At 35.2% G+C, this 14491-nt stretch carries 22 protein-coding genes; 2 read left to right on the plus strand and 20 right to left on the minus strand.

Features of this window, described 5'->3' with window-relative positions:
- Positions 1 to 3: 3 nt before the first annotated feature.
- The 20 genes from ABIQ27_RS01085 to ABIQ27_RS01180 all read right to left on the minus strand — a co-directional run bounded on the left by ABIQ27_RS01085 (position 4) and on the right by ABIQ27_RS01180 (position 13336).
- Positions 4 to 690, minus strand: coding sequence for a glycoside hydrolase family 19 protein (locus ABIQ27_RS01085; protein WP_348031240.1), 687 nt, complete (start codon positions 688 to 690; stop codon positions 4 to 6).
- Positions 690 to 830: a hypothetical protein gene (locus ABIQ27_RS01090; RefSeq protein WP_348031242.1), complete on the minus strand. Its 141-nt coding sequence runs from the start codon at positions 828 to 830 to the stop codon at positions 690 to 692. Before ABIQ27_RS01090 ends, ABIQ27_RS01085 begins: the two co-directional genes overlap by 1 nt.
- Positions 830 to 1531, minus strand: coding sequence for a hypothetical protein (locus ABIQ27_RS01095; RefSeq protein ID WP_348031244.1), 702 nt, complete (start codon positions 1529 to 1531; stop codon positions 830 to 832). The genes ABIQ27_RS01090 and ABIQ27_RS01095 overlap by 1 nt, the downstream gene beginning before the upstream one ends.
- A gap of 1 nt (position 1532) precedes the next feature.
- Positions 1533 to 1955, minus strand: coding sequence for a hypothetical protein (locus ABIQ27_RS01100; protein WP_348031245.1), 423 nt, complete (start codon positions 1953 to 1955; stop codon positions 1533 to 1535).
- A 1-nt stretch (position 1956) separates the two neighbouring features.
- Positions 1957 to 2451 (minus strand): hypothetical protein, encoded by a 495-nt coding sequence (locus ABIQ27_RS01105; RefSeq protein ID WP_348031247.1) that lies wholly within the window; start codon positions 2449 to 2451, stop codon positions 1957 to 1959.
- Positions 2452 to 2760: 309 nt separating this feature from the next.
- Positions 2761 to 2955 (minus strand): hypothetical protein, encoded by a 195-nt coding sequence (locus ABIQ27_RS01110; RefSeq protein ID WP_348031249.1) that lies wholly within the window; start codon positions 2953 to 2955, stop codon positions 2761 to 2763.
- The gene (locus tag ABIQ27_RS01115) at positions 2956 to 3747 is read right to left on the minus strand and encodes a hypothetical protein (protein ID WP_348031251.1); all 792 of its coding nucleotides are present in this window, start codon (positions 3745 to 3747) and stop codon (positions 2956 to 2958) included.
- Between the two features lies 1 nt (position 3748).
- Entirely contained in the window at positions 3749 to 4024 is a 276-nt protein-coding gene (locus ABIQ27_RS01120; RefSeq protein ID WP_348031252.1) for a hypothetical protein, read from the minus strand.
- 3 nt (positions 4025 to 4027) lie between these two features.
- Positions 4028 to 4402: a hypothetical protein gene (locus tag ABIQ27_RS01125; RefSeq protein WP_348031254.1), complete on the minus strand. Its 375-nt coding sequence runs from the start codon at positions 4400 to 4402 to the stop codon at positions 4028 to 4030.
- A gap of 60 nt (positions 4403 to 4462) precedes the next feature.
- Positions 4463 to 5020: a hypothetical protein gene (locus tag ABIQ27_RS01130; protein ID WP_348031255.1), complete on the minus strand. Its 558-nt coding sequence runs from the start codon at positions 5018 to 5020 to the stop codon at positions 4463 to 4465.
- Between the two features lie 39 nt (positions 5021 to 5059).
- Positions 5060 to 5656 carry a hypothetical protein gene (locus tag ABIQ27_RS01135; RefSeq protein WP_348031256.1) on the minus strand — a complete coding sequence of 199 codons (597 nt, stop codon included), beginning with the start codon at positions 5654 to 5656 and terminating at the stop codon, positions 5060 to 5062.
- A gap of 8 nt (positions 5657 to 5664) precedes the next feature.
- Positions 5665 to 6357: a hypothetical protein gene (locus ABIQ27_RS01140; RefSeq protein ID WP_348031258.1), complete on the minus strand. Its 693-nt coding sequence runs from the start codon at positions 6355 to 6357 to the stop codon at positions 5665 to 5667.
- Between the two features lie 11 nt (positions 6358 to 6368).
- Positions 6369 to 7064, minus strand: a complete 696-nt coding sequence (locus ABIQ27_RS01145) for a transglutaminase-like domain-containing protein (protein ID WP_348031260.1) — start codon at positions 7062 to 7064, stop codon at positions 6369 to 6371.
- 173 nt (positions 7065 to 7237) lie between these two features.
- The gene (locus ABIQ27_RS01150) at positions 7238 to 7465 is read right to left on the minus strand and encodes a hypothetical protein (RefSeq protein ID WP_348031261.1); all 228 of its coding nucleotides are present in this window, start codon (positions 7463 to 7465) and stop codon (positions 7238 to 7240) included.
- A gap of 227 nt (positions 7466 to 7692) precedes the next feature.
- A complete protein-coding gene (locus tag ABIQ27_RS01155; protein ID WP_348031263.1) occupies positions 7693 to 7956 on the minus strand; it encodes a hypothetical protein in 264 nt (87 codons plus the stop codon).
- A gap of 4 nt (positions 7957 to 7960) precedes the next feature.
- On the minus strand, positions 7961 to 8302 hold the full coding sequence (locus ABIQ27_RS01160; RefSeq protein ID WP_348031265.1) for a hypothetical protein: 342 nt from the start codon (positions 8300 to 8302) through the stop codon (positions 7961 to 7963).
- A 238-nt stretch (positions 8303 to 8540) separates the two neighbouring features.
- Positions 8541 to 10301 carry a hypothetical protein gene (locus ABIQ27_RS01165; protein WP_348031267.1) on the minus strand — a complete coding sequence of 587 codons (1761 nt, stop codon included), beginning with the start codon at positions 10299 to 10301 and terminating at the stop codon, positions 8541 to 8543.
- 142 nt (positions 10302 to 10443) lie between these two features.
- Positions 10444 to 10722 (minus strand): helix-turn-helix domain-containing protein, encoded by a 279-nt coding sequence (locus tag ABIQ27_RS01170; protein ID WP_348031268.1) that lies wholly within the window; start codon positions 10720 to 10722, stop codon positions 10444 to 10446.
- A gap of 298 nt (positions 10723 to 11020) precedes the next feature.
- Positions 11021 to 11929 carry a hypothetical protein gene (locus tag ABIQ27_RS01175; protein WP_348031270.1) on the minus strand — a complete coding sequence of 303 codons (909 nt, stop codon included), beginning with the start codon at positions 11927 to 11929 and terminating at the stop codon, positions 11021 to 11023.
- A 177-nt stretch (positions 11930 to 12106) separates the two neighbouring features.
- Entirely contained in the window at positions 12107 to 13336 is a 1230-nt protein-coding gene (locus ABIQ27_RS01180; protein ID WP_348031272.1) for a site-specific integrase, read from the minus strand.
- A 415-nt stretch (positions 13337 to 13751) separates the two neighbouring features.
- Between ABIQ27_RS01180 and ABIQ27_RS01185 the strand changes: the two genes are divergently transcribed.
- On the plus strand, positions 13752 to 13985 hold the full coding sequence (locus ABIQ27_RS01185; protein ID WP_348031274.1) for a hypothetical protein: 234 nt from the start codon (positions 13752 to 13754) through the stop codon (positions 13983 to 13985).
- Complete coding sequence (locus ABIQ27_RS01190; protein ID WP_348031275.1) at positions 13973 to 14281, plus strand: type II toxin-antitoxin system RelE/ParE family toxin; 309 nt, start codon at positions 13973 to 13975, stop codon at positions 14279 to 14281. Before ABIQ27_RS01185 ends, ABIQ27_RS01190 begins: the two co-directional genes overlap by 13 nt.
- Positions 14282 to 14491 lie beyond the last annotated feature (210 nt).

Raw genomic sequence — 14491 nt, forward strand, 5'->3', positions numbered from 1 at the left:
AGTTTACTTATTAAGATTGAAAAGCCCAGACCAAAAATTGTAATGGGGATTAGGTAGGAGTATTTTCTTGACTTTTTTTTTTAATATCCCTAACGTATCGATAGCGATGTAATAATTGAGTTGTTTTACCCTTTCAGTCAAATTGGTTAAACCTCCGTTTATCATTTGTGTTATTGAATTGATATTGTTTTTATCAGCAATCGGATTTAGTTTAAATCGTACTGACCAAAACCAACCCGCTATATCAATGGCTATGTCAGGTCTTGAAGCTAAATCAGGATTGGCAATAACATCATGCCCGGAATAGTCTTTGTAAGCTTGGTAATTGGCTCTGCCTGTTAACTGGATAAGTCCACGACCCCTGAAACGCCAACCATCGCCAAGCTGTGTATTTCCTAAATTTACCTTTCCCCAATTGCCCCCATAAACAATATTTGCAATGGCTTCCTGATTGGCTTTGTGCTTTGCAGTTCTGCCGTAAAGGTTTGCCTGTGCGCTTGATATTTGATTAGTTCCGAAAGTTTTAATAAGTCCCTGCGGAGTATAATTCAAACTCTCATTAAACTTTAAATACCCTCCGCTTTCCTCGTGAACCTGTGCTAAAAAATGCGCAATCCGTCTAGGAGTATTGATAGCATATTTTCTAAAAATGCTTAAAAATGTGATGCTGTTTGTGAGTAAAAAATCCATTACAATACTACTTTTTTGGGTTCTTCAATTGGCTTGTCTTCTGCCTTTTTAACTTCGGGACTTGTTTCATTATCCAAAGTGGCAACAACTAAAATTCCTGCTACTGCAAGTGAAAGCCATAATGCTCCGTTTGTATTCATTATTTAAAGTCGTTTAGTTTGATTTGTTTAATCCCTTTTTGTGTGAATAAAGCGTTTTCTGTATTGCGCCCGAAATCGCCATCAACTTTGATTTTAAGTAGTGTTTGCAAGGCTCTTACTTCTAATCCTGTGCTTCCTTTTTTTAGTAATTTGGCTTTATCAACTCCTGACTGATTTGGAACGCTCGATGATGAAACTGTAGGGTATATTCTGCCTACTGGTTTAATTACATCTTGGTCAGCAATCCAATAAATATCATTGAGAAGTACACCGTTTCTTTGTACTACATAGCGATATGTTCCGTCAGGTCTTAACCCAACCCAAATGATAGTTCCGATTTTATCGCCTTTTTTGAAAGTAGCTTTTCGGATGCCTTCACTGATGTAATTACCGTCAGCCATTTTTCTGGCATCATAGGTTTTAGTTCCGTAAAATCCTGTTGCCATTACTTCCTGTCCAATACTATATCTGTAATTGTCAGCTACTACTGTAGCTTTAATTGGTGCTTGGGTTTTAACTGGTACTTGTACTCTTATTGGATTGGTAGCCAATGTTGGGGTTTTTACAGGTGTTGCAGGTTCTATTGGCTCTTCAATGTAATCTTGTTGCTTATCCTTACCTTTTTTAACAAAATAATAGACACCACCGCCTAGTGCTAGGGCTATACCGCCACCAATCCATAATTTATCTTCTGTGCTCATTTTATAATTGTTTTGGATAATTTGATTTTAATAATTTGTAATCTTCTGTGCTTAATTCCTCACTCAGCCATAACTTTAAAGGGTGCTTTTTTGGAGTTTGCCAAACAGCAAAATAAGTGTTGCCTGTTAGCGTGTTGTAATACCTACTGCCGAAGGCTATACTCACTTTTGAAAATTGCGCTTCTGTTACTCCGGTAAGAGCCGTGAAAATGGTATTGCGCTTTTCGGCATTAGTGAAATTGGCTTCTTTCATGGCATTGTATAGCATCGTGGCTACTTCCTTTGCATTGAAACTCGTATCAGATATACCCGCATCCAGATACGCACCTGCTTTTTTATTTTTACTTGTTTGGGAAACCGCAAAAAGCAATATCCCAAGCCCTGCAAGTCCAATGGTAACAGGGATTATTTTTGAACTGTCCATCTTAAAAAAAGTGTGGTATTAAAAAGCGTAATTCCATAAGTTCGCTAGGGTTAAACTGGTCGGAAAACCATTCTACGAGTGTCATTTTTTTAGATAATGGATTAACTCCTTTCCGCTGTCCGAACTCATTATAAATCCGAATAAATCCGTTGTGATTAACTCCCATTAGATTTTGCTTGACTGATTTAAAACCATTCCCTAAACCGTACATTGCATTAAAAATTGCTTCGGCTTTATTCTTTGCCATTCCGCTTGAAATATTACTTGGCTTTTCTCTTCGGTCTTCTGTGAGTGATGAAAAGCCGTTAAATATTTTCTTGTAAACGAAATAACCAACCCCTAAAAAAAAGCCTGTTTTCAGTACTCCCTTTACAATTGAAGCGGTTGCATTTACCGTATTATTCGCATTATCAAGAGTATTGGCTATTGCTTTTTGCCCCTGCGGTGATGAAGCAATTGCCATTATTGCGGGATTTTGTAAACCTTGCTTTTTCATTTTTTATTTTTTTTGGCATTGGATAAAACCAAACAAAGAATCTGTTTCACTCCTTTTTCAAGGTTCTTTTCAATATTGAAGTGAAGTTTTAAAATGGTCAGGACTTTTACCCTCTATAAAATAGGTCACATATTCCAATGTGTTTTACTTCAAATCAACCTCTGTTTAGTCTTAATTTTTGGCTCTGTTTTTACACACTCTTTAAGCGATGGACACTTCTCATCCTACACACCAACCCAATGCTATTTCTTTGTAGTCGTTTCACTTGCCTGTAAATGGAGCTTACAGACAAGCTACTCCAACTACTACCTACATTATGAACTCTTTGATTGTTTGCCAACTCTCGTTACTTTGAACCATTGCAATTGCTTTTTGGGAGTTTTTAAGTTCTACCAACTTCTCTAAAATCTCATTATCCAAATCCGCAAGAGCTTGAATCAATTTTGTCTTTTTCTGTATTTTGAAAGGGTTTGTTTCCTTTGTTTTTATTGTCATTGCGCTCATTTATACCAGCATTTGATGTTGTTGTAATAGTTCAAATAATTCTTGAGAGAAAACATTGTTTTCGCTCTTCTCATTGATTTTTTGATAAATCACTTGTAAGAGTGCTATCGTATCATCATCAAGGTTTTTTATAGTTTCCAAAAACGATTTCTTAACCTCTGAATAAGTATCATTCTCAATATTGTCAGTAGAGGCAACTCCTAAACCAGTTGCTTCAACGGGTACATTAAAACCCAATCCTTTTAAAATAATTGGGGCTTGTTTAACCACGCCCAAAAGCATATTATTTAAACTGTCGTTGCTCTCTTTGGTATATCGTTTTTGTAACTTCTCCTCATTAAGTTCCTCATTTTTGGCTTTGAGTTCCTTATTCTCCCTTTGTGATTCTTCCAGTTTTCTAGCGAGTTCGCCTCTGTCATAGGCTTGCATTTTCAAATCGAAAATCTCAGTCATTCCCAGTCCCATCAGTCCACTTTTCATTTTCTTTTTTTTCTTCTTTTTGACGGTTTCTTTCGGTTCTGCTTCAGTAGTACCTCCAAAACTGACATCGAAAGTGTCGCCCTCCATTTTAAAGGCATTTGCTCCATTTTTGCGTTTCTCCTGTAGGGTTAACTTTTTATAGCCCTCAGCAAAAACTTTCTCAAAAAATTCTTCTGCTGTACCGTAATCATTCTTTATTTGCTCGTGGGTTACATTGCGAAAAATCGGCTTGGAAGTATCCCTGTCATAAACCGTAACAGCACAAAATTTGTCGCTGTTGAGTTTATCCATCAAATCATCTAATTGCTCCATTTTAAATTAGTTTCTTGTAGATAAGTAGTATTTTGTTTTGCTCCGAAATACCTTTTTTGCGGTTACTGGTAACTGTGTAGTTTACCTCTAACTGCACTTTTGAATAAGTGCCATCAGGCACAATTAAAATTTGCTTTTGGGTTGGGTATATAATAACTCCGTTAATTGTTGCAATGCTTGTGCCTTTATTGACAACACAAAGTGAAGTAACATTCTCTAAAATTGGAATTTGTTCTTCTCTAAATTCTCTTGTTATAAAAGCCGATTCTACAAACATTTGCTACATTTTTTTAACGTTATTATTATACAGGAATACCACATGAAATTTTAGAGGTTTGTCTGATTCTAGTTTGTCCTCTAGTGTGAAAATGAGTGAGTAATCTTTGTTGCCAGTATCAAAATTTAAAGGCTTGAAACTCTTTTCATATTCGCCACCGTTTGACTGTCTCCAGTTGTCAATATGAACCGATGGAATGATTGCAATACTGTTATCGTCTTTCATTTCAACAGATGCCATTGCGCTACTTGATTTCTCAACTCCATTGGTATAAAGTGCTGCACCTGTAGTAAAACCTGTAGGCAGTTTAAAGTTTACCGATGTATCACTTTCTCCTGGTCTTATTATTGCTTTTACAACGTATTGAATTTGTCTCATGTCTTTTGAGTTTTAAAAGCCATAGCCCTTGAACTATGGCTTTTTTGGGGTTTTTGAATACTATTTTTTTGCTTCTGTTACTCTAAACTCCAATCTCATAAAAAGTGGTTTTCCAACTGGAACTGTAACCCCTTTTGGAAACTCCAATTCCAGTTTAAACTCTTCTTTTGCTCTTAAAAGTGGAGTAGTGGCAATTGGTCTGTGGTCGTCTTGCTTGAAGTTTTGAGTATCTGTCATTGGCAAATCAATAAGCATATCGTTTGTTTGGATAAGTCTTAAATCAGCATTTTGCAATTGTGCCGGTATTCTGTCGGTATTTTGCCAGTTAGCATTCGTTACATCTGTACCGTCTGTTGTAAACAAGGTGCGGACAGAATCAATAACAACATCACGCCCAGAGTTTAAAAGGTTTCCGTCAAAGTTGGTTACTCCGACTAATTTTTTGGTATTGGAATCAACCAGTTGGTTAATCCCACTCATTCCGTCAACCTTTACATTTAAGTAGAATGTTTTATCTACTAATTTGGTTGCTTGTGGTCGTACAGCTTGTGCGTGTTGGCGTTGTCTTGCTCCTAAAACTTTGATTGCTCTTTGCAATTGTGGATTTCTATTTTCCATTTTTTTTGTTTGAATTAAATTTTTGTTTCTTTTTTTGGATTACATCATGTAATTACCGTCTTCATCGATATAGGCTCCTAAACCGTCTTCGTCCTCATAAGCTCCAAGACCATCTTCATCCTCATATCCTCCAAGACCATCTTCGATATAGTTTCCTGCCTCGTCATAGTAGCCGTTTAGTCCGTCTTCCTCATTGTAACCACCTAAACCATCTTCTACATAATTGCCGTTTACATCAATGTAACCGCCCAATCCGTCTTCGTGATAATTCCCATAGCCATCGATGTACCCATTGAGTCCGTTTACTGCTCCCGAAAGTCCCGCTGCTTTTTGCATAAATCTTCCCATTGCGCTATCTGAAGAAAGTTTTGAGGCAATTTTTTCAGATGAAAAAATGTTCTTTACCACTTCTAATCCGTGAGCAATGGAAACCCCAATTGCTGAACCTCTCATAAGGGAACTTTTGCTATCACTCCCTTTTACTTTTACTGCCAAGAAACCTGCTCCGACAGCTACTACACCATTAACAACACCTTTTACTGTGTTGGAAGATGTCTCTGTCATTGTGCCTGTAAGTCCTCGTGAGAGAGCGCCTACGGCAACGGCAGAACTAATTGTTATTAACTCCTGTTTCATTTTTATTTTTATTGATTACTTTTTGAACTCGTTGCTAGTAGAACTGCACCCACAACACCGACACCTATAACTATCGGAATAGTATAATTAGGCTTGTCTGTTGGCATAGCACTTTCATTTTTTGCCATTTCTTTTTGAGTGGCAACCTCATCTTTTAAATTCTCTACTGGAATATCCTTGACCCTTGAAATGGTCTCTAGTTGGGCATCGTTTGGCGAAGCTTCATTTGTCTCTGCATCCGCTGTCAAAGTTTCTGCGGGTACTCCTTTAACCTGTGCAATGGTTTCCAATTGCTGTGGCGTAGGAGTAGCGTTTTGCATTACTTCACTTTGGGGAGAATCGTTAACCTGCTCCGAACCACCGCCCGAAACGGCGTTTTTAAAAGTGGGCTTTACCACATTGTTAATGGCGAATTTTCCAACTTTGCTTTTGCCGATTTTTGTGGCAAATTTGACAGCCTTGCTACTTTTAATTTTGGTAAAAAGCTTACCTGCTTTGCTGTCAAGTATCTTTCCTGCTATACCGCCTCCGGGAATAAAACTCATTGCTGTAGTAGCTAATGGAATTGCAACTTTACCCACTTTAATGGCATTTTTAATAGATACGTTTTTTAACCTGATGTTCTTTTTGAGCATCTTGCCAAGTTTAAATCCTCGATTTAGTCCAGCATTTAACCCTGTTTGTTCTTCTAATATTATCATACGCTTATTGTTTAAAAAGGAAATCTTCCTCTAGTTTGATTACTGCTTTTTTTGGTTGTTGTACTCCTTTTGGTTTTACTTGGTGTACCTTTTAATCCCTTTTTTGGCACTGGGCAGTTAAGCCCGATATGTGGCAATTTTAAACTCATAAAAACATCTTTTTTACTGGTATAGTTTGGTTCTTTGTTACTCTGTACTGTTCCGTCAATTACACGATAGCCATCTTCCAGTTTTCCGTTTGTTTGATTATTCGGCACTACAACATAAACATGGGTGTACTGCTTCGGATTAAAATTGGGCTGTTTGATTTGCCTGATGTAATGCTTAATCCCTAAATTCAGCAGTACACAACTGGCAAAAATCGAGTAGCTTTTACAATCAATTCCCTCTCTTCGGTTGAACCAACTATTAGCTGGGCTTCTTATATTTTGCGTTACTCCGTCAGCCTGATACTGGATGTCGTAGAATAAGAAGTAGTGTATCTTATCGCACGTTTCTTTAATGGTTTTCCCTTTTAAAATCTGCGATAGTTTGGCTACTTGCTTATAAAAAGTCTTCGCCCAAACACTCATTATTGAAACCGAATAAAATGTATCTCCCGTTTGAAGTTTTACTTTTTGATTTTTAGGTTTCTCGATTAAATGGTTAAACTCGTCTCCATTTTTTATCCTGCGCTTTAGAATTACGTTTATCTCTTCTTTTGTCATTTCTAAATCCTGTAACTTTCTGATGCAAATGTTTGAAATAAAAAAACCCCGCCTTTAGGTAAGGCGAGGTATGGTAAGGTATTGCAATGATTTTTTAAGTACGGTAAGGTATTGAAAGGTACGGCAAGGTATTATTGCAATGAATTTTCAATAGCATTGCAATAAAATTGCAATCAACTACTATCATCAAGATAATACCCTTTCGGCAGTCCATATGTTTCTACAAACTCCATAAACTCTAAATGAGGTACTATTTTAGTGTCTTTTGATATATTCTTCTCCTTTAGAATTTCATTGATTTGCTTTCTTATTTTAGTCTCGCTGAACTGGTCGCAATACATATCAACCAATTCAGATTTTGTAACGGCGTGGGGTAGCGGTTTTTTGTTGTTGCTATTCATTTTCTGGACTTGTTTGCTGGTTAACCTTTAAATCATTTATTTTAAATAGCGTTTTAAAAACGTGCGATTCCAAAAATTGTAATATCCTGTTTTTACCCAGTATGATAAAATCCAAAAATTGCAATGGTGCAGTCAGAATAATTGCAAAGCATAAGGCTACGGCAAACAAATTGTAGCGGACTATTTTAAGGCGGTTTTTAAATTTCATTGTATTAATATTTTGTTAGTTATTTTGAGCAAAAATCTATTCTAAGGCGGTTTCTAATTAGAAAGGTGTATTTGTCTGCTTTGCCGTTTAATACCTTTTCAAATAGCTTCATTTTAAGTTTTTCATCATTTATCAGTTTTGAAATGGTGTTAGCCGTTCGGAGCTTGGTGTTTTTTACAGAATTACTTTTTGGATTCTCTAGCACTCGGATTATAAAATTTCTATTGATAATCGCATTAGTGGGAAAGAGTGATTTTTTACCTGCACTTAATTCACTTGCCATAACTTCAAATATTTACGAGTTTCTCGTGTAATACATCCGATATAGTCTGCATCGCAAATCTTTGCTCTTGCGTTCTGTCTTCTCTTTTCCATTGACAACAGAATAGAAGTATAACCGCTTGTGATGGGGAAAGGGCAATATTTGCTAACCGTTTTGGGCTTTCAATCTTGGTTCTGAAAATGTAAAACATACTTTGGAGTACATCGATTACAATGATGTCATTGCAATACTTTTCATAATCATTGCAATGGGAAATTGTATCTACTTTGTACCTGATGAACTTTAAAAGTTCCGATTGAATAATAACAATATTCTCTTTTTTGATTTTCTTTAAAACTATCTTCATAGTGAATACTTAAATTCTGCGATTAATAAATTATTTGTATAAAACTGGACTACATTAACTCGGTTAAAGAGTTCCCTTCTTTTTAGGCGGGTTAGCATACTTTTAATAATATCCTCTTCCTTTCTGTGGTTCTGATTAATTGGGGAGTGCCAAACCAAATTATCATCCCTGCCTTTGGTTAGAATTACCATTTTAATCTTGGATTTTTCTTTTTTAAATACTGGCATTTGCTAAAATTTTAAAATTCATAAAAGCTATATTTTACTGCCTCTTCTTCTGTAATTGCAATGCTTTTTTCATTGGCTTTGAGTGATTTTTTAAGAATTAAATCGGGCAATTTCTCTAAGTACTGTACTGGTAAATTCTGCTCCACATAATCAAATAATTGGCTGTAGGTTAGTTTATTTTTAAAGAAGCGGTTTAGCGCATTTTCACACTTTTTGGAGTAGTTTATAATCTCTTTGCGCTTGGTTACACTACTTTGCTGTTTTTTCTTTAGTGCATCATACTTGGCAATGGCTGTTAAATGCTCATTCCACTTGGCTTTAGTGTACTCAAATCCAACTTCTTTTGAAGTTTTTCTGGTCATATCAAAATAATCGTATGGGAATAATGGCGTAAATTCATTTTTGACAAACCATTTTCTAGCCCATTCGATACGCCAACGAATTTGACTAATCTCATCCACTAATACACTTTTGTTAAAACTGTTTCCAGTAAAAGCAATCCACTTGTTTTGATAGTACAGATTGATGGCTTTTTTAAAGCTTCCTGCAAAGGGTGTAGATGATTTGTAAATTTTAGATATGGATTTAAAAAAGTCCTGTATTGCCAGTTCTCTAAACTCTTCATTGGTTAGCGTTCCGCTGAAAGCTTCTTTGTACAAATAGCGTATATCGATAGGTTTATAATCGTGATAGTCTCCATTGGCAAGGTTTACAGCTAATTCCTGTGGGTGCAGGATTAACTCTTGCAGTTTGTCCGATAGTGTTTTTTCTTTAGTCTGCGATTCGCCCCGCGCCCCCCTAGTGCAAATAGCTTCTTTGCTGGTGTGTGTTCCTGTAAAAAACAAATGAGAAGGCGTGAGAGCTTCGCTCGAACTCCTAAAATCCTGAGAAATGTTTTCAACATTCTCATTCTTTTTATATTCATTTATAAATGTTCTTGTACTTTCATTGTTATCAGGTAAAACATTCCAAAACGTAAGTCTAAGTTCTTTGTTTTCAGACCTTTTCAATTTCGAGGTAAATACATCCAAAACCACTAGGATTTCGGGGTTGATATGTACTTCAACTGGTCTGTTTGCCCCTGCAAAATGGTACTCAACAAAGACGCCCGCCTCTTCTAAACGTTTTCTGTGATTGCGAACCGTTTTAGAGCAAATGGCAATACTGATAACCTCGTTTCGCTTCAACTGGGTAACTAGAAAAGAATTGATTTTAAACTCTTCTATTGGGCGTTTTGATGTTATACCTCCTTTGATAAACTTTTCATTGCGTTTCATCAGTTGGGAGTTATACAGATGCAACAGATTTTGAAATACAACTTCGGTAGCGTATTTCACGGTTTGGATTTTCTTTTTTTCTACTATGATTCCATAATCAGTACAGAACTGGGTAACTGCTTCATTGTAGTTTCTGGCATTGCAATTCTTTTCGTTGTGAAGCAAGAACAGCCTTTTATACTCTGTCTGAATCTCAGTTAGTTTATTGCTTTTACAAAATTCTTTTACCGAATGATTGTGCGCTTGTATCAGTTCATTCTCAGCACAAGTTTTAAAGTTGTAACTGGCAATGTATTTGCGGTAGTTATCCATAGTACTGGAAAAAGCCTCTTCAATGATGGCGGGATAAATTGCAATAATTCTGCCTGACAATTGCAATGGTTCTGTAAGTTGCGTTTTTGCTGTTTCTTTGACCTCATTCTCGCCGAAGCCAAAAAGTGTAGATGCCATAGAAAAGACCTTGTTATCAAGTCTTTGATGAGTGTTTGTAGTCATAGGGTTTTTGTTTTTAACCTTTGGCAATGGCGTTTATTTTACCGCCATTGCTTCAAGGCTCAACAGCTAATTGCCGTGCGTGTATTTTTATTTTGCAATGAATTCAATTGCACAATTGCAATGAATTGAAGAATCATTGCAATTATTTCCTAAATGATTTGTTGTAGTTTTCTGCCAGTAGCTTATCAACGTCAGCCATTTTGTAGTAAATCTTATTTCCTACTTGGCTAAATGATATTTTGCCCTCGTCCCTCCAACATTGAGCAGTACGTTTGGAGATACCCATAAACTTCAAGAACTCTTCATTATCCATAATGACTTTTTTTGAAGTGTCGGGTTGGGTGCTGATTAAACTTTGTAATGTATCTAACCTTGTGGTTAGTTCTGAAAACTGGGCTTTGGACAAGATATATACCTCCATTTTTGAAAAGATTAAAAATTTATGAGGCAAATGTGAGGGTATTGAAAAAGTCTTTTAGTCCCCACTTAGTCCCCGGGGACTAAGTTTTTTTTTGTTTATTGTAAAACCCTTGTTTTAGTGGAGTTCCCGAGTAAAGTCATTTGAAAAAAAGTGAGGCTAGTTTTGAAGTAAGGGGACTGTTTACTATATGATAAGATTGTAGTCAAAATGAAGCCTGAAAGTCTGTTTTTTGATTGATTTTTTGTTGGTTTTTGAACAATAAAAAAAAAGTCCCCAAATTGTTTGGGGACTTTTTTACTTACAGCAATTTCTTTATATCTATTCTCTTATTTGTGTTGGGGCGTTTGTCTTCTCTTGAGGGCTTGAGAATAGTTTGAACACTCATTGGGTTGAGTTCTCTGCCGTCTTTATCAAGAAATGTGCTTACAATCATTGCTGCCATATCATTCATATTCCCTTCAATCATAGGCTTCCCATCAACAAATAACTCGCGGGATAATTGGTAAAATATATCTACAAACTGGTTGACATTGCAATTGAATTGCAATTTATTAAAACTGCTGGGGTGGATAGTCGTTGCAGGCTTTAATTTATCGATAGAACTTTTGATAGTCTGCATTTCATAAATCTGTTCGATTTCTTTACTACATTGCTTATCAAATAAAGGTATTTTTTGATTTAGGAACTCAATATTAGCTTGTTTATATTCGTGTTTTTCTTTGGTCAATAAAAGTATCTTTTCGTTATCGTCTTCAAGGATACTAAGTTGTTTTTTAATTTCATGAAATGAAAAATACCTGTCCTCACTCTCGGCATTGATATATCTCTTAGCAATGGTAGGTTTACTTGGTTTAACAGTTGAGCATTGCAATAAATCTCTTTTCTTTTCAATGAGATTAAATAGCTTGTTGTATTTAAACAACATTCCATTCTCAGTAAATAGCTTTTCATTTTCAGCAATCAACAAATCAAAACTATCTAGCCAATCCAAAGGAGATTTTACCTGCTCTAGTTGATGATTTATAAAATTTAAAAACTGGGTTTGCGATAGCTTTAGAAGTTTATCGATTAAAGCATTGCAATAATTTTCTAAAGTAATTTGCTCTTCAATAAGTACATCTAAATTTTTGTTTGTGGACTCTGTTGGAGATACTGCCACAAGTTCCGCAAAGGGAACTGGCTTTGTAGGGGGTTTGTTAGGGTTCAAATAAGTGTTAGTTTGGTTTCGCTTTGTTTTGGTTTCTTTAGTAGCATTTATTGAATTTCCCTCACATTGTATCGAAAAAAAAACCCTTAAAAAGGGTTTTTTTTATAAACTAACTCATTTTTGCCTCAATTGTGCAACAAATATATAACGGAAAAAATTATTAAAAAGTATTAAATGTTAAAAAATAAATTCGTCCACCGCTTTATCCAATTCCTCATTTAGGATTTTTGCATAAACCTGTGTTGTTCTAATATCTTGATGTCCCATTAATTTTGAAACGTGTTCTATTCTCATTCCATTATTAAGTGCATTGGTGGCAAAAGTATGACGGCTTAAATGAAAGGATAAACTAAAAGGTAGTTCTAATTTTTTAGCAATCCTGCCTAATTGAAAATTAACCGAGCTGTTGGCTTTTTCTTTTACTTCAAATCGGTAATCTCTATTTTTCAGATACAATTCCTTGCTTTTGATTACAGGGAAAATAAAATCCGTTTCAGTAGCATTTTCTTTTTTGTATTTCTCGATAATATCCAACGCTACTTTTCCAATTTTAAACTGATGCTCTGCTTTGGTTCTGTTAACGGTTTTATTTATCGTTTTTTTGATTTTGTTTTCCTCTGCAAAAAAATGTCGGTATTGCAATTCGATAACATCACTAAAACGCAATCCTCCCCCATAAATAGAAAAGAGAAACAAATCTTTTGCAAGTTCCATTGTTGAACCCTCTTCTACAGGAAAATCAATTAATTGGCTTATTTGGTCTTTATTCAAAAACGTTCTACTTCCTGTATTTTTTTTCAAAGTCAGTTTAGTAAATGGGTACATATATTCGGGGATAATATCCTCTTTTATGGCTTCTTTAAACATTATCGCTAAAATCATTACCGAATGTCTTTGAGTAGTGTTGCTGTTATTCAATTCGCCACCCATATAACTCATATAATCCATTAAAACCGAAACCGTAATATCGTCAAAACATACATCTTTAGTCCCTATCCATTTTTCAAACTTTTCAGTATAGGTAATGTAATTTTTATAGGTGCTTACCGAAACATTGGATTTTATTTTTTCACATCGCCTGTAGGTGTATTCAAAAAAATTGGGGATGTCTTTACCTTTGATAGCATCTTTCAATTTATTGGCTGAAATAGATTTTACTTTGCGTTCCATATCCGCAACTTGTCCCTCTGCATCGGCAATTTTTTGAGAAAGTGCAGCGTTCATTCGTGCGCTGTTGGGATGGTTCTTTTTTACTTTCTGTTTCAATTCGTCCCATTCGGTTTCTTTAAGCTTCACGCCAGCGGTAATGAATTTAGTTTTCCTATCTTTGATTATTCTAATATATAAAGGAGAATGACCCGTTTGGTCTGCTTGATGCGTTCTTAAAATTAACTTTATTGATGCCATTTTTTGATATTTTCAAATGTTATACTATATTTGTAATGCGATGCAAACGAGCGAATGCCCATAAAATAAGGGAATGCAATTCGGAGCAATCGAAAACGAAAGTACAACAATAGGTACAACAAAACAAGCATTTGAATGCTTTTTTTTACGTCCTTTTGAATCGATTATTTTAAAGAAGTCAATAAATACGGTAGTTTAAACGCAAATTGAAACGTCAATGTTTATTATCAGGATAACAGCTGTTTCTCGCAATTGCGAGTTTTGTTGTAAATTCACGTTCACGTTTCGCAATAATTTTTATCTTTAACAGAAAATAATTCGTTCCGAACCTCGCAACTGACGAGAAGCGGCGGAACGTTATGAGCCATTTGGAAATCTCGCAGTAAATTTAGACCTTTACTAAAAAATAGAAATTATGAATGCTTTAGAAAATATAAAAAACAGTTTAATAGACAGAATTTTAGCTACCAGAAATGAGCGACTATTAGATGCAATTAAAAATATTTTTGATTCAACACAATCAGAAGAGATAATTGTACTTTCAACAGAACAAATTGAAATGTTATCAATGAGTGAAAAAGATATAGAAGATGGAAAGTTGGTTTCAGAATCTGAATTAAACAAAAGAGATTCTAAATGGCTCAGTTAACAATTCACTGGACCGAAACTGCAATTAGACAACGTAACTATATTTTTGAATATTGGATTGAAAGAAACCAAAGCACAACCTACGCCAAAAAACTAAATGAGAAAATAAAAGAGAGAACAAATCTTTTAAAGCATAATCCCGATTTAGGAAAAAAGACAGATTTCAAAAATACAAGAGCAGTTTCTCTTGGCCATTACAGCATACTTTATCAGACAAGTGAAACCAAAGTAATAATTACTGGTTTTTGGGACAATAGACAAGAGCCCGAAAAATTATTGAAGTTCCTAAAGAAATAATCAAACGGCATATAACAGCTGTTTCTCGCAATTGCGAATTTTGTTGTAAGTTCACGTTCACGTTTCGCAAGAATTTTTATCTTGGTAACTATATACAAGTTTACACCGAAAAAATTTCTCTGTTTTTAATCTTTTTCGGTGATTTTGTTATCTTTGAATGTGTTTACTTTAAAAAATTACTTTATGAATAATTATAATTTCAATAAACAT

Source organism: Flavobacterium sp., assembly GCF_039916025.1.
Taxonomy (GTDB): domain Bacteria; phylum Bacteroidota; class Bacteroidia; order Flavobacteriales; family Flavobacteriaceae; genus Flavobacterium.

Coding starts and splice junctions, on each gene's coding strand:
- ABIQ27_RS01085 (WP_348031240.1), bottom strand. CDS start 690: ATGGATTTTTTACTCACAAACAGCATCACATTTTTAAGCATTTTTAGA.
- ABIQ27_RS01090 (WP_348031242.1), bottom strand. CDS start 830: ATGAATACAAACGGAGCATTATGGCTTTCACTTGCAGTAGCAGGAATT.
- ABIQ27_RS01095 (WP_348031244.1), bottom strand. CDS start 1,531: ATGAGCACAGAAGATAAATTATGGATTGGTGGCGGTATAGCCCTAGCA.
- ABIQ27_RS01100 (WP_348031245.1), bottom strand. CDS start 1,955: ATGGACAGTTCAAAAATAATCCCTGTTACCATTGGACTTGCAGGGCTT.
- ABIQ27_RS01105 (WP_348031247.1), bottom strand. CDS start 2,451: ATGAAAAAGCAAGGTTTACAAAATCCCGCAATAATGGCAATTGCTTCA.
- ABIQ27_RS01110 (WP_348031249.1), bottom strand. CDS start 2,955: ATGAGCGCAATGACAATAAAAACAAAGGAAACAAACCCTTTCAAAATA.
- ABIQ27_RS01115 (WP_348031251.1), bottom strand. CDS start 3,747: ATGGAGCAATTAGATGATTTGATGGATAAACTCAACAGCGACAAATTT.
- ABIQ27_RS01120 (WP_348031252.1), bottom strand. CDS start 4,024: ATGTTTGTAGAATCGGCTTTTATAACAAGAGAATTTAGAGAAGAACAA.
- ABIQ27_RS01125 (WP_348031254.1), bottom strand. CDS start 4,402: ATGAGACAAATTCAATACGTTGTAAAAGCAATAATAAGACCAGGAGAA.
- ABIQ27_RS01130 (WP_348031255.1), bottom strand. CDS start 5,020: ATGGAAAATAGAAATCCACAATTGCAAAGAGCAATCAAAGTTTTAGGA.
- ABIQ27_RS01135 (WP_348031256.1), bottom strand. CDS start 5,656: ATGAAACAGGAGTTAATAACAATTAGTTCTGCCGTTGCCGTAGGCGCT.
- ABIQ27_RS01140 (WP_348031258.1), bottom strand. CDS start 6,357: ATGATAATATTAGAAGAACAAACAGGGTTAAATGCTGGACTAAATCGA.
- ABIQ27_RS01145 (WP_348031260.1), bottom strand. CDS start 7,064: ATGACAAAAGAAGAGATAAACGTAATTCTAAAGCGCAGGATAAAAAAT.
- ABIQ27_RS01150 (WP_348031261.1), bottom strand. CDS start 7,465: ATGAATAGCAACAACAAAAAACCGCTACCCCACGCCGTTACAAAATCT.
- ABIQ27_RS01155 (WP_348031263.1), bottom strand. CDS start 7,956: ATGGCAAGTGAATTAAGTGCAGGTAAAAAATCACTCTTTCCCACTAAT.
- ABIQ27_RS01160 (WP_348031265.1), bottom strand. CDS start 8,302: ATGAAGATAGTTTTAAAGAAAATCAAAAAAGAGAATATTGTTATTATT.
- ABIQ27_RS01165 (WP_348031267.1), bottom strand. CDS start 10,301: ATGACTACAAACACTCATCAAAGACTTGATAACAAGGTCTTTTCTATG.
- ABIQ27_RS01170 (WP_348031268.1), bottom strand. CDS start 10,722: ATGGAGGTATATATCTTGTCCAAAGCCCAGTTTTCAGAACTAACCACA.
- ABIQ27_RS01180 (WP_348031272.1), bottom strand. CDS start 13,336: ATGGCATCAATAAAGTTAATTTTAAGAACGCATCAAGCAGACCAAACG.
- ABIQ27_RS01185 (WP_348031274.1), top strand. CDS start 13,752: ATGAATGCTTTAGAAAATATAAAAAACAGTTTAATAGACAGAATTTTA.
- ABIQ27_RS01190 (WP_348031275.1), top strand. CDS start 13,973: ATGGCTCAGTTAACAATTCACTGGACCGAAACTGCAATTAGACAACGT.